Origin of the sequence: Microbacterium phosphatis (assembly GCF_049177115.1) — a bacterium.
Taxonomy (GTDB): Bacteria; Actinomycetota; Actinomycetes; order Actinomycetales; family Microbacteriaceae; genus Microbacterium; species Microbacterium phosphatis.
This window is the reverse complement of record NZ_CP185370.1, coordinates 884,576-898,166: the sequence shown is the minus strand read 5'-3', so window position 1 is coordinate 898,166 and position 13,591 is coordinate 884,576. Positions and strand designations below refer to the sequence as shown.

Here is a 13,591-nt window from a genome sequence, read left to right as displayed (position 1 = left end):
AGTCGGCCCGCCTCCGGCATCCGTCGAGCGTGCGGGCTCAGCAGTGCTCGTAGGCCGGCGAGCCGAGAGCATTCACGCTGACCGTGTTGATCTGGGTCTCGCCCTCGCGCCACTCGAACCAGATGCCCTGGCCGTCCTGGTCGGCGTCGACACCGAGGAAGAAGCGATCGGTGGCGATCGGGACGGTGTCCTCCATCGCGCCGGGGTACGCCGCGCGCACCTCGTCGATCGCGCTGTGCACGGTGACGCCCTCGGCGGTGGCCGGGCGCGGGTTGTCGGACTCGGGCGAGCCGTTGTCGCTGATGGTGAGGTCCATCACGACGTTCGCGTCGCCCCACACCGTCACGCTGATCAGTCCGCCGTCCTGGGGCGGGAGGCTCGTGACGTTGAGCATGCAGCCCCCGGCCGGGTCGGGCTGGGCGTACTGCAGATCCCAGCCGAGCTCGGTCGCCTTCGCCACGGCGTCGTCCCACGACATGCCGGCTGTGAACGGGCCGATGCCGTCCTCCGTCACGAGCCACGATCCGACATCGGTCGGATCGGCGGGCGCCTCGGTGGGCGTCGGCTCGGCGGTGGGCTCCGTCGTGGGGGCCTCGGTCGGGGTCGGCTCCGGGCTCGTCGTCGGGGTGGTCGTCTCGGCGGGCGCGGTGGCGCCCGGGCCCGCGGCGGGAGTCGCGCAGCCCGCGAGCAGGAGCGCGACGGCGGCCGTGGCGCCGACGGCGGCGATGTGGCGGATGGTGTTCATGGCGGAAGGACCCCCTGTGCGGTGTGCCGGGCGGATTCTCCGTCCCCGGCTCTCCTACGTTATTGCCCCGGCGGGCCCACCCCCTTCACCCACTCCCGTCACGGTCGCATAACACCCGCGACATACGCTGAGAACGTGACCGAGTACCGCTCCGCCCCCACCGCCGAACTGTCCCCGCTCGAGCTGTACGCGATCCTGCGATTGCGCGTGGACGTGTTCGTCGTCGAGCAGGAGTGCGCCTACCCGGAGCTGGACGGCCGCGACGTCGAGCCGGCCGCCATCCAGTACTGGGCGACCGACGACAGCGAGGTGGTCGCCACGCTGCGCCTGCTGACCGACGGACCGGATCGCCGGATCGGCCGGGTCGCCACCGCGGTCGCCGCGCGGGGCCGAGGGATCGCTGCCGACCTGATGCGCGGCGCCCTGGCGGCGTGCGAGGGCCAGACGGTGCGGCTGGATGCCCAGTCGCACCTCGCGCACTGGTACGCGAGGTTCGGCTTCGCACCCGACGGCGAGGAGTTCGTCGAGGACGGGATCCCCCACACCCCGATGATCCGGATCCCCTGAGCCGGCGCCGCCCCCGGGCGCCTCGCGGTGGGGTCGCCGATCGCGCCGCCTAGGCTGGAGGGATGCCCGCTCCCGTCGCCGCGCGCCTCATCCCCTGGTATGCGCGTGCGCAGCGCGATCTGCCGTGGCGGGCGCCGGGATTCGGCGCGTGGGGCGTGCTCGTCAGCGAGTTCATGCTGCAGCAGACGCCCGTCGCGCGCGTGATCCCCCTGCTCGAGGCCTGGCTGGCACGCTGGCCGACACCGGCCGCCCTGGCCGCTGACGCCCCGGCCGAGGCCGTGAAGCAGTGGGCGAACCTCGGCTACCCGCGACGGGCGCTGTGGCTGCACAGGGCCGCGGTCGAGATCCGGGACCGCCACGACGGCGTTGTGCCGCGCGACGTCGACGCGCTGCTCGCCCTCACCGGGATCGGCGACTACACCGCCCGTGCCGTCGCGGTCTTCGCCTACGGCGACCACCACCCCGTGGTGGACACGAACACCCGTCGTGTCATCGCCCGGGCGGTGCACGGGCGCGCCCAGCCCGGCCCGCCCCATCGCACCGACCTGGACGACATGGCGGCGCTCCTGCCCCGCGACGCGACCGATGCCGCGATCGTCAACGCCGCCGCCATGGAGCTCGGAGCCGTCGTCTGCACCGCGCGCTCACCGCGATGCGACGTGTGCCCGCTGCTCGACATCTGCGCCTGGGTGAGCGAGGGGCGTCCCGACACCCCGGATCTGCGTCGCCGGCAGGCGAAGTACGAGGGCAGCGACCGCCAGGCCCGCGGGGCGGTGATGCGCGCCCTCCGCCACGACGGCTCCCTGCCTCAGGACGCGGTGCTCGCCGAGTGGCCCGACCGCCTGCAGCGCGACCGTGCGATCCTCAGCCTGCTCGACGACGGTCTCGTCGAGCTCGAGGACGGCATCCTGCACCTGCCGCGGTGAACGAAGAGGGCCGCACCCTCGCGGATGCGGCCCTCGTCATCGGTCACTTCTCGTCGTCGACCTCGCCGGCGTCGTCCTCGTCGTCGGCCTCGTCGGCCTCGTCGAACTCGCGCGGCTTGACGTAGGGATCGGCGTCGCCCGCGTACTGCGCGCCCACGGCGATCCCGGCCACGGCCTGATCCCGCTCGCGCGCCTCACGCAGCAGGGCGTCGAGGGTGCTGGCGTTCTCGGGCAGCGCGTCCGCGATGAACTCGAGCGACGGGGTGAGACGCGTGTTGAGCTTGCGACCCACCTCGGTGCGCAGCATGCCCGTCGCGGCCTTCAGCGCCGCACCGCTCGCCTCGCGCTCCTCATCCGATCCGTAGACCGTGTAGAACACCGATGCGTGCTGCAGATCGCCCGTGACGCGCACGTCCGTGATCGTCACGAAGCCGAGCCGCGGATCCCGCAGGCCCTTCTCCAGCCGCTCCGCCAGGATCACCCGGATCCGATCCGAGAGCCTCGCCTGTCGTTCCTGACCCGCCATGGAGTCCTCCTTCGCTGTGCCCCAGAGGGGCGAACGGCCCTGCCGAACAGACGCAGCTGTTCGACAGGGCCAGTTTCTCAGAACCTGAGCTCGCTCGACGACCGGATGGTGGTCGCCTCGCTCCCGCGTTGCTTCAGGAGCGCGGCTTCTCGACCATCTCGGTGGTCTCGATCTCGTCGCCGATCTGGATGTCGTTGAACTTGCCGAGGCCGATACCGGCCTCGTAGTCCGTGCGCACCTCGGTGACGTCGTCCTTGAAGCGACGCAGCGACTCGATCGCCAGGTTGTCGCCCACCACAACGCCGTCGCGGATGACCCGCGCCTTGGCGTTGCGGGTGATCGTGCCCGATCGGACGATGACACCGGCGATGTTGCCGAACTTGGACGAGCGGAAGACCTCGCGGATCTCCGCGACACCCGACTGCTTCTCCTCGAACTCCGGCTTGAGCATGCCCTTGAGGGACTGCTCGACGTCGTCGATCGCGTTGTAGATGACGGAGTAGAAGCGGATGTCGACACCCTCGCGCGATGCGGCCTCGCGGGCCTTCGCGTCGGGACGCACGTTGAAGCCGATGACGATCGCGTTGTCGATCGTCGCCAGGTTCACATCCGACTCGGTGACCGCACCCACACCACGGTGGATGATGCGCAGCTGAACGCTGTCGTCGACCTCGATCTTGAGGAGCGACTCCTCCAGCGCCTCGACGGCACCGGACACGTCGCCCTTGATGATGAGGTTGAGCGACTCGACCTTGCCCTCTTCGAGAGCGCGGGTGAAGTCCTCGAGCGACATGCGCTTGCGGGCCTTGGCCAGCTGGGCGTTGCGCGCGGCAGCCTCACGCTTCTCAGCGATCTGGCGGGCCATGCGGTCCTCGTCGGTGACGATGAACGTGTCGCCCGCGCGGGGCACGGAGTTCAGACCCTGCACCTGCACCGGACGCGACGGCCATGCCTCTTCGACGTGGTCGCCGTTCTCGTCGATCATGGCGCGGACGCGGCCGTAAGCCGTTCCCGCGACGATCGCGTCGCCGACGCGCAGAGTTCCGGACTGGATGAGCACCGTGGCGACCGAACCGCGACCCTTGTCGAGCTTGGCCTCGATCGCGACACCACGAGCCGACTTGTTCGGGTTGGCCGTGAGGTCGAGACCGGCGTCGGCCGTGAGCAGCACGGCGTCGAGCAGATCCTGGATGCCGATGTTCTGGCGAGCCGAGACGTCGACGAACATCACGTCGCCGCCGTACTCCTCGGCGACCAGACCGTACTCGGTGAGCTGCTGGCGCACCTTGGCCGGGTTGGCCTCGGGCTTGTCGACCTTGTTGACCGCGACCACGATCGGCACACCGGCCGCCTGGGCGTGGTTCAGGGCCTCGACCGTCTGCGGCATGATGCCGTCGTCGGCCGCGACCACGAGGATCGCGATGTCGGTCACCTGCGCACCACGGGCACGCATGGCGGTGAACGCCTCGTGACCCGGGGTGTCGATGAAGGTGATCGCGCGCTCGATGCCGTCGTGCTCGGTCCAGATCTGGTACGCGCCGATGTGCTGCGTGATGCCGCCGGCCTCGCCCTCGACCACGTTGGTCTGGCGGATGGCGTCGAGCAGTCGCGTCTTACCGTGGTCGACGTGACCCATGACGGTCACCACGGGCGGGCGGATCTCGAGGTCGTCCTCGTCCTCGTCCAGGAGCTCCTGCTCGAGGTCGAGACCGAAGCCCTCGAGGAGCTCCTTGTCCTCGTCCTCGGGCGAGACCATCTGGATCGTGTAGCCGAGCTCCTCGCCGAGGATCTCGAACGTGGCCTCGTCGAGCGACTCGGTCGCGGTCGCCATCTCACCCAGGTTGAACAGGATGGTGACGAGCGTGCCGGGCTGCACGGTGTAGCCGCGCAGGGCCTCGAGCTTGTCGGCGAAGTCGGAGATCGACGCGCCGCGACGGAGTCGGATGACCTCGCCGTTGCCCTTCTGGACGTTGATGCCGCCGACGACCGGGGCCGACCGCATCTCGAATTCCTGGCGCTTCGCACGACGCGACTTGCGCTGCTTCGACTTGCCGCCGCCCTTGCCGAACGCGCCGGCCGTGCCACCGCGACCGCGGCCACCGGGGCCGGGACGACCGGGGAAGCCACCGCCACCGGGTGCGCCACCGGGGCCACCCGCACCGCCGGGACGGAAACCGCCGCCGCCGGGGCGACCGGGACCACCCGGACGCTGCTGGAACGGAGCGCCGGGACGACCGCCGCCACCGGGACGACCGGCACCGCCGGGACGACCGGGACCACCCGGACGCGGAGCACCCGGACGGGGAGCGCCGGGGCGCGGCGGCTGGGGCTTCGGGATGTTGCCGGGCGACGGGCGCTGGCCCATGCCCTGCGCCGAGGCGAACGGGTTGTTGCCCGGACGCGGGCCGGCGGGGCGCTGCCCCATGCCCTGCGCCGAGGCGAACGGGTTGTTGCCCGGACGCGGGCCACCGGGCTTGGGGGCGCCGCCCTGTGCGCCGGGAGCCGCGGGACGCGGGCCGCCGGGCTTGGGGGCGTCGGCCGCCGCAGCGGCGGGCTGCTCGGCCGCGGGGGCCGGGGCGGCGGGGGCCGCCGGAGCCGCGGCAGCGGGCGCCGGAGCGGCGGGCTGCTCGGCGGCGGGCTTGGCCGGAGCCGGCTTCGGGCCGGGGGTGGGTGCGCCGGGCTTGGCGGCCGCGGGGCGCGCCGGACCGGGGCGACCGGCGGGCTTCGCCGGGGCCGATGCGGTGGAGGCGGCGGGCTTGGCGCCCTCGGCCTCGAAGGCTGCGCGCAGCTTGCGCGCGACCGGGGGCTCGATCGTCGAGGACGGGCTCTTCACGAACTCGCCGAGCTCCTTGAGCTTCGCCAGGGCGACCTTGCTGTCGACGCCGATCTCCGCAGCGATCTCATGTACGCGTGGTTTTGCCACAATTCTCCTGTCAGGGGCGGTCCGCCCCGGACAGGGCAGACCTCAAAGGCGGACGGGACTCATTTCGAGCCGTTCACTTGGTTTCCATAGCCGTTCAGCCATTTCTCGAAGGTCTGCGTGTCAAGAGAACCTGACACGCGCAGTGCTCGTCCGAACGCGCGACGTTTGAGAGCGTTTTCCGCGCACTCGCGAGTGGGATGCAGCCACGCGCCCCGACCGGGAGCGGCCTTGCGCTCGTCGACGACGAGATCAAGATCGCGGAGGACCACTCTGATCAGAGCGGATCGGGGGGCACGCGTGCGACAGCCGACGCACGTCCGTACGGGTTCCATCCTACACCTCCCCGAGGAGGGGCCGCGGGGCGGGGATCAGTCGCCCTCGACGATGCTGTCCGGCTGGATGTCGATCTTCGCGCCGGTCAGCTTGGCGGCGAGGCGGGCGTTCTGGCCCTCCTTGCCGATCGCGAGGGACAGCTGGTAGTCGGGCACCAGGGCCCGGACGGCCTTGGTGTCGGCGTTGAGCACGAAGCTCGAGGTCACCTTGGCCGGCGACAGCGCGTTGGCGACGAACTTCGGGAGCTCGGGGTCGAAGTCGACGATGTCGATCTTCTCGCCGGACAGCTCCTCGGTGACCGCGCGCACGCGGCGGCCGAGCTCGCCGATGCAGGCGCCCTTGGCGTTGATGGAGGGGTCGTTCGCGATGACCGCGATCTTCGTGCGGTGGCCGGCCTCGCGGGCCAGCGAGACGATCTCGACGAGGCCCGCGGCGATCTCGGGCACCTCGAGCGCGAACAGCTTGCGGACGAGACCGGGGTGCGTGCGCGACACGGTGATCTGGGGGCCCTTGGTGCCCTTGGAGACGCTCGTGACGTACACACGCAGGCGCGAGCCATGGGTGTACTCCTCGCCGGGGACCTGCTCCTCGGGAGGCAGGATCGCCTCGACCGAGCCGAGGTCGACGTGGATCATGCGGGGATTCGGACCCTGCTGGATCACGCCGGCGACGATGTCGCCCTCCTTGCCGCGGAACTCGCCGAGCACGGCGTCGTCGGCGATGTCGCGCAGGCGCTGGCCGATGACCTGCTTGGCGGCGTAGGCGGCGATGCGGCCGAAGCCCTCGGGAGTGACCTCCTCCTCGCCGATGATGACGTCCTCGTCGTCGGTGACGGGGACGAAGATGCCGACGTGGCCGGTCTTGCGGTCGAGCTCGGCGCGGGCGCCGCTCGTCTCGTCGCCGGTCTGCGAGATGTGCTTCTCATAGGCGGTCAGGATCGCCTGCTCGATGATCCGTGCGAGCTCCTCGAACGGAATCTCCTTCTCGCGCTCGACGGTGCGCAGCAGTCCCAGATCGATGTCCATGACGAACTCCCTATTCAGCTCTCGCCGGCACGTGTTCCGCCGGCATCCCTCCGAGATTACCCGAGAGGTCCCCGGCCTCGCTGGGAGGATGGCGGCACGCGCGCCCCCGCGGCAGACTCTGCGAATGGACGCATTCGCAGATTGGCTCGCGTCCGCGGGCGACGGCCTGTGGACCTGGATCGTGCTGCCGGTGGTGGTCGCCCTCGGCCTCTACCTCACCCTCCGCTCGGGTGTGGTGCAGTTCCGGCTCATCCCCGAGATGTTCCGGACCCTCAGCGACAAGACGCCGCTCGACGACGAGGGCAGGCCGCAGTCGGTGTCGTCCTTCCAGGCGTTCACGATCTCGGCGGCGTCGCGCGTCGGGGTCGGCAACATCGCCGGTGTCGGCACGGCGATCGCCATCGGCGGCCCGGGCGCGGTGTTCTGGATGTGGCTGATGGCCTTCATCGGGGCGTCCTCCGCGTTCTTCGAGTCGACCCTCGCGCAGCTGTTCAAGGTGCGCGACCGCGGCGCCTTCCGCGGCGGGCCCGCGTACTACATGGAGCGCGGGCTCAAGGCACGCTGGATGGGGATCGCCTTCGCGGTGATCCTGATCTTCTGCTTCCCCTTCGCCTTCAGCGCCCTGCAGGCCAACACGATCGCGGCCTCCAGCTCGGCGGCCGTCGGCTCGATCGTGGGCGCGGACGTGTCCGGGTGGATGCCCCTGACCGCGGGCGTGGTGGTGGCGGTGCTCACGGGCGCGGTCATCTTCGGCGGCGTGCGCCGCATCGCCCACGTGTCGCAGGCGATCGTGCCGCTGATGGCGCTGCTCTACCTGCTGCTCGGCCTCGCCGTCGTCGTCATCGAGATCGACCGGCTGCCCGCCGCCTTCGCCTCGATCTACACGCAGGCGTTCGGCCTGAACGAGGTGGTCGGCGCGACCCTCGGGACGATCGTGATGCAGGGCGTGAAGCGCGGCATGTTCTCGAACGAGGCCGGCCTCGGCTCGGCGCCGAACGCCGGCGCGTCGGCGGCCGTGACCCACCCGGCGAAGCAGGGTCTTGTGCAGTCGCTCGGGGTGTACTTCGACACCTTCCTCGTCTGCTCGATCACCGCCTTCACCGTGCTGGTCGGGACACCCGATCTCGCCGGGGGCGAGCAGGGCATCGCGCTCACGCAGACGGCCCTCGCCACCACACTCGGCGACTGGTCGCTCATCGCGCTGGCGCTGATCGTGTTCCTGCTCGCGTTCAGCTCGATCATCGGCAACTACTACTACGGCGAATCGAACCTCGAGTTCATCACCACCAACCGCACCTGGCTCACGGTGTTCCGGGTTCTTGTCGTGGTGGCGATGCTGGCCGGCGCCCTCGCCTCGGCCGCCGTGGTGTGGAACCTCGCCGATGCCCTCATGGGATTGATGGCGCTGATCAACCTCGTCGCCCTCGCGCTCCTGTCCGGGATCGGGTTCCGGCTGCTGCGCGACTACACCCGCCAGCGCCGCGAGGGGCGCGACCCGGTGTTCACCCGCGATCGTCTGCCGGGCGTGAGCGGCATCGAGTGCTGGGAGGACGAGCAGACGGTGACCGGCCCCCTCGACTCGGTCCGTCGGGAGCATCAGGCGCACAAGCACGCCGACCACCTGCATCGCAGGTGAGGCGACAAGAGAGGCCGGGCGGAGGGATCCGCCCGGCCTCTCTCGTCTTCTCGAGCGGTCAGCCCACCGGCTTGCCGGAGCCGACCTTCAGCGCCACGCTCGTCTCGGTCACGGGCAGCCAGCCGTCCAGCGACCCGGTCACCTCGACGGAGAGGGCCTTGCCGGCCTGCTTCGGGGTGATCGCGAACGTCTGCGACGTCGCCCCCTCGATCGGCTTGCCGTTCACGAGCCACTGGTAGGTGAACGTCGCCCCCTCGGTCCAGTCGCCCGGATCGGCCGTGACGGTGCTCTTCACCTTCACCCGGCCCTCGATCGTCGGGGTGTCCGACGCGATGGGCTCGAGCTCGGCGGCGGCCTCGATCGTGACGGCGAGGAGCACGGTCGTGCCGGAGGGGGCCACGACCACCTCGAGCACCTGTGCCCCCGTGGCGGCATCGGCCGGGATGGTGACCGAGCCGGTCACGGATCCGTCCGCCGCGACCGGCAGGGAGCCGATCGACGCGCCGTTCAGCCGCACGTCGGCCGTGGTGTTCTGCGGGGCGCCGAGCGACGTCAGGTTCAGGCCCGACAGCGCCAGCTGCGCGTCCTCCCCCGCCGTGACCGTGCCGACCTCTGAGGCCACCGCGCGGCTGCGGGCGAACGAGGGCGACAGCGGCGAGTGATCGGCCAGGTAGTCGATCCACGCGTCCCGGTCGACCAGACCCGAATCGCGCGCATCCGTGCCCTCGGTGAAGACGCGGAAGTTGTCGCCTCCGGTGGCGAGGAACGAGAACGTCCCGACCGTGATCTCGTCATCCGGGGCGACGAGCTCTCCGTCGATCCAGATCGCCGAGACGTTGTCGCCGGGCGTCGCCAGCGGGTCGGCGGTGGTCGTGGTGTACGTCACGTTGTCGGACAGGCCCAGCGCCAGGTACGGACGCGACGGGCGGTTGCCCGCGGCGTCGGTCTGCCACTGCTGCTCGAGCAGCTCGTCGAGCTGCGCGCCCGTGAGGGTGACGGTCCACAGGTTGTTGACGAACGGCAGGACCGCGTTGGCCTCGGCGTAGGTGATCACGCCGTCGTCACCGTAGTAGAGCTCGTTGCGCAGGCCGCCCGGGTTCACGACGCCGATCTCGGCGCCGCCGCGCGACTCGTCCGCCAGGCTGTCGCGCAGCGAGTCGGCCACCAGGTTGCCCAGCGCCGATTCGCTGCCGCGGTCGTCGCGGGCGCCGGTGGTGCCGGCCACCCACTTCCCGTCCACGAAGGATCCGCCGCTGAACGCGGTCGTGATGTCCTGCGTGACGGAGGCGACGGGCTTCCCGCCCACCTCGGCCGCGTAGGCCACTGCGGCGTCCACGATCGACTTCACCTCGGTGAGCACGGGGCTCGCCGCGACCTCGTCGGCGGTGGGTGCGGCACCGCGCTTGACGTTCTCCACGGTGTAGGCGGTGACGTCGAGGGTCTCGGGGTCGAGCGTCAGCGACACGTGGCCCAGGTTCTCTCCGTAGTTGCCGGTCTGGATGATCGGCCGGGTCTCGTCCGTGCCCGCGATCGGCGCATCCCACGCGTACTGCTTGTGAGTGTGGCCGGTGAGGATCGCCGCCACGCGCGCGTCGGTATCGTTCACGATCGAGGCGAAGGTGCCGCCCTGGGCGACCTCTTGCTCGAGGGTCGCGCCCTCGACGAGGCCCGCCCCGGCGCCGTCGTGCACCAGCGCGACGACCAGGTCGGCCTCGCCGTTGGCGGCGTCGCCATCGAGCAGCTCGTCGGTCACGCGGTTCAGCGCGTCGACCGGGTCGCCGAAGTCGAGGTCGGCCACACCGGCCGGGCTGACGAGCGTCGGGGTCTCCTGCGTGATGACACCGACGAAGCCGACGTCCACCCCGTCGACGTCGACCACCTGGTACTCGTCGAGCGCCGGGTCCTCGGTGCCCGTGACGTACACGTTCGCCCCGAGCAGCCCGAAGTCGGCCGCCTCCTCGACACGCCCCGCGAGGTCGGAGTAGCCCTGGTCGAACTCGTGGTTGCCGACCGCCGAGGTCGCCAGGCCCAGCGCGTTCAGCACGTCGATCGTGGGCTGATCCTTCTGCGTCGCCGAGGCGAACAGCGAGGCGCCGATGTTGTCGCCGGCCGAGACGAAGACCGTGCCCTCGGGGTTCTGGGCCTTCAGGTCCTCGACCGTCTTCGCGAAGGCGAGGGTGTTGGAGTCGATGCGGCCGTGGAAGTCGTTGATGTTCACGATGTCCAGGTCGATCTCCGCGGGCGCCGTCGTCAGACCGACGATCTCCGGGTTGTGGTCGCTCGCGCGGAACACCGACTCGTCGTACAGCAGCGTGGCGTTGTAGTTGTGGCGGCTGTACTCGAAGCCCACCTGCTCCTGCGCGTTGATCTGCCAGACGTCGACGCCCGTGACCATCTCGAGGGCGCCCGCGTTGGCGAACACGTGATCGAGCGATCCGGCCATGCCGTCGAAGCTGTACGTCGGCTCGCCGCCGTTGACGGCGATGTTGACGTCGGTGTACCCGGCCTCCTCGATGGCCTGGATCGGGTCCTCCATCGCGTATGCGTTGAAGTCGCCGACGAGGAAGACGTCCTCGATCCCGGTCTCGTCGGTCAGCTGAGCGGCGAAGTCGACCAAGGCGTGCGCCTGGCCCACGCGGTCGGGGTTGGCGTTGCCCTGGCCCGTGCCGTCGTCCGCGCCCGATCCCTTCGACTTGAAGTGGTTCACCGAGACGAGGAAGGCGTCGTCCGCGGAGGCCCCCGCGGCCGTGAAGGCCTGGAACAGCGGCTCGCGCGCGTTGTCGAAGTTCTCCTCGTCGATCAGGATGCGCGACTCGCCCACCGGCGCGACCTCGGCCGGCTTGTAGATGAACCCGGTGCGGATGACATCCTCGAGCGCGACATCGGGGCGCTCGGCCGGCGATGGGACGAACTCCCACACGTCGGATCCGGCGTTCTCGTTGAGCGCGTCGACGAGCGTCGAGATGGCGAAGTCGCGGTCCTTGCCGAAGTGCGCCGAGTTCTCGAGCTCCTCCAGCGAGACGATCGAGGCGCCGAGTCCGTTGATCGCCTTGACGATCTTGATCTCCTGGCGTTCCAGATCCTCGGCCTCGGCGGCCCCGCGCGGGCCGGTCGCGCCGCAGTCGTCGGCGGTCACCGGGTCGCCGGCACGGTCGTCGTAGGTCGAGCAGCTGCCGCCGCTCGCCTCGTACTCCTCGGCCGTGGTCGGGAAGTAGTTGAGCACGTTGAAGGTGGCCAGGCGGATGTCGCCGCCCACGTCCTGCGGCTGCAGGTTGGCCGTGCGCTCATCGCTGAAGGTGACGGTGCCGGATCCGTCGCCCACGACGGGCGCGGTCGGCTGAAGGTTCCAGGCGTTGAAGCGGTACTCGAGCACCACCGGGGCCTGGAACGTCGCCGTGGACCCGATGCGCACGGGGTTCTGCGGCGTCAGGTACGGCAGCGGCGTGTTCTTGCTGGTGGAGAAGTTGGTGCTGGCGCCGTCGTCGAGGGTGATGGCCCGGGCGGCGTTGTCGGCTCGCACCGCGTCGAGCGCGGCGGTGTCGTCGGCGTCGGCGACCTCGGTCGGCGTCCGCAGCTCGGTGTCGCCGTGGGCGAGCACGAAGGATCCGTAGAAGTTGGCGTCGTAGTTGTCGCTGACCGTGAACGTCGTCGACGGCAGGATCAGCTCGCCCTCGTGCGCCTCCTTCTCGGCGGCGGTGTCGATAGCGGCCCAGTCGGTGACCGGCACGACCTCGCCGAGCGCGGCGGGAAGCACGCTCACGCCGCCGGCGGCGGGCGTGATCTCGGTGGTGCCCTGGTACTCGCTGACCACGCCGGTGACGCGGACGCTCTGGCCGATCTCGGCGCGCGCGTTCGGGCCGTAGACGAAGACCGCGTCGGATCCCTCGCCCGTCGGGGTCGGGTCCTGCAGGTAGAAGCCGTTGAAGCCGCCCGTGCGGTAGTCGGCCGTGACGACGCCCTCGACGGCGACGGTCTGGCCAGCGACGGGCGATGCGTCGCCCGGGCCCTGGACGGCCGAGATCTCGACGACCGCCGCCGGGGCGGTCTCGGTCGGGGTCGGCGTCGGGGTGGGCTCCGGATCGGGCTCGGTGGTGGCGCCCGACCCCTGCGGCGAGGGGGCGCCGACGGTGAAGTCGGCGGCGTTGCTGTCGGTGTCGACACCCGCGGTCGTCCGCGCGGCGGACGTGGTGTTGCCCAGCGCCGGGGTCGCGGCGGTCTCGAAGGTGGTGGCGGTGCCGAACCCGACGGCGTCGATCACGCCGGGAACGTTCTTCACGTCGCCCGTGCCCACGAAGGCCGACGACGTGGGAAGCAGCAGCACCTGGCCGTTCGTCCCGCCCATGTTGAGCGAGCCGGTCTGATCCGGCTTCGGAAGGGGCGTTGTGCCGCCCGCGCCCTTGGCCTGCTGCACGAGGAAGTAGCCCTTGGCCGGGATCGTGCCGGCGAGCGCCGTGACCCCGCCGGATCCCCCGGTCGCCGAACGGTACTCGAGGCCCATGCCGTCGAGCGTCACCGCGGCATCGGTCGGGTTGTAGAGCTCGACGAAGTCGTGCGTGTAGGTGGCGCCGTTGTTGCCACCTCCTCCGTACACCTCGTTGATGACGACGGCGCTGCCGTCGGCGGCCGCGAATGCCGCGGTGGGGATGAACGAGGCGAGGCAGCCGGCCGTGAGGGCGGCGCTCGCGATGGCCGCGACGCGACGATGCGCCGGTGCCGGATCGATGCGGGACATACGGGATCTCCGGTGTTCGAGGGGGGACTGACGGGTGGTCAGAGCATCAGGAGAACATGCCCCGCCGACATTGCGGAGGGCAGAACTCCCCCACCCTGCCCGCCGCGCGTTTCGCGGCGCTGGCGCGGAGGTTACGAGTCGCGGAACCGGTGGACACAACGCAGAACGCCCCGGCCCG

The 13,591-nt window shown here is 70.8% G+C and carries 9 protein-coding genes; 3 read left to right on the top strand and 6 right to left on the bottom strand.

Annotated features, from left to right (window positions below):
• Window positions 1–37 precede the first annotated feature (37 nt).
• Entirely contained in the window at window positions 38–745 is a 708-nt protein-coding gene (locus ACOKGD_RS04170; RefSeq protein ID WP_342336592.1) for a hypothetical protein, read from the bottom strand.
• A 135-nt stretch (window positions 746–880) separates the two neighbouring features.
• Between ACOKGD_RS04170 and ACOKGD_RS04165 the strand changes: the two genes are divergently transcribed.
• Both ACOKGD_RS04165 and ACOKGD_RS04160 read left to right on the top strand, forming a co-directional pair.
• The gene (locus ACOKGD_RS04165; protein WP_342336594.1) at window positions 881–1,312 is read left to right on the top strand and encodes a GNAT family N-acetyltransferase; all 432 of its coding nucleotides are present in this window, start codon (window positions 881–883) and stop codon (window positions 1,310–1,312) included.
• A 62-nt stretch (window positions 1,313–1,374) separates the two neighbouring features.
• Entirely contained in the window at window positions 1,375–2,238 is an 864-nt protein-coding gene (locus tag ACOKGD_RS04160; RefSeq protein WP_342336596.1) for an A/G-specific adenine glycosylase, read from the top strand.
• Between the two features lie 43 nt (window positions 2,239–2,281).
• Here ACOKGD_RS04160 and rbfA read toward each other — a convergent pair whose 3' ends face one another.
• From rbfA to nusA, 4 genes are all read right to left on the bottom strand, one after another.
• Complete coding sequence (rbfA, locus tag ACOKGD_RS04155; protein ID WP_342336598.1) at window positions 2,282–2,764, bottom strand: 30S ribosome-binding factor RbfA; 483 nt, start codon at window positions 2,762–2,764, stop codon at window positions 2,282–2,284.
• A 133-nt stretch (window positions 2,765–2,897) separates the two neighbouring features.
• Complete coding sequence (infB, locus tag ACOKGD_RS04150; RefSeq protein WP_342336599.1) at window positions 2,898–5,687, bottom strand: translation initiation factor IF-2; 2,790 nt, start codon at window positions 5,685–5,687, stop codon at window positions 2,898–2,900.
• Between the two features lie 59 nt (window positions 5,688–5,746).
• Window positions 5,747–6,019 carry a YlxR family protein gene (locus ACOKGD_RS04145; RefSeq protein WP_342336601.1) on the bottom strand — a complete coding sequence of 91 codons (273 nt, stop codon included), beginning with the start codon at window positions 6,017–6,019 and terminating at the stop codon, window positions 5,747–5,749.
• 36 nt (window positions 6,020–6,055) lie between these two features.
• Window positions 6,056–7,045 carry a transcription termination factor NusA gene (gene nusA, locus ACOKGD_RS04140; RefSeq protein WP_342336603.1) on the bottom strand — a complete coding sequence of 330 codons (990 nt, stop codon included), beginning with the start codon at window positions 7,043–7,045 and terminating at the stop codon, window positions 6,056–6,058.
• 124 nt (window positions 7,046–7,169) lie between these two features.
• Here nusA and ACOKGD_RS04135 point away from each other — a divergent pair, with 124 nt between their 5' ends.
• A complete protein-coding gene (locus tag ACOKGD_RS04135; RefSeq protein WP_342336605.1) occupies window positions 7,170–8,681 on the top strand; it encodes an alanine/glycine:cation symporter family protein in 1,512 nt (503 codons plus the stop codon).
• A 58-nt stretch (window positions 8,682–8,739) separates the two neighbouring features.
• On the opposite strand, the gene ACOKGD_RS04130 is transcribed toward ACOKGD_RS04135, so the two are convergent.
• Complete coding sequence (locus tag ACOKGD_RS04130; protein ID WP_342336607.1) at window positions 8,740–13,413, bottom strand: ExeM/NucH family extracellular endonuclease; 4,674 nt, start codon at window positions 13,411–13,413, stop codon at window positions 8,740–8,742.
• Window positions 13,414–13,591 lie beyond the last annotated feature (178 nt).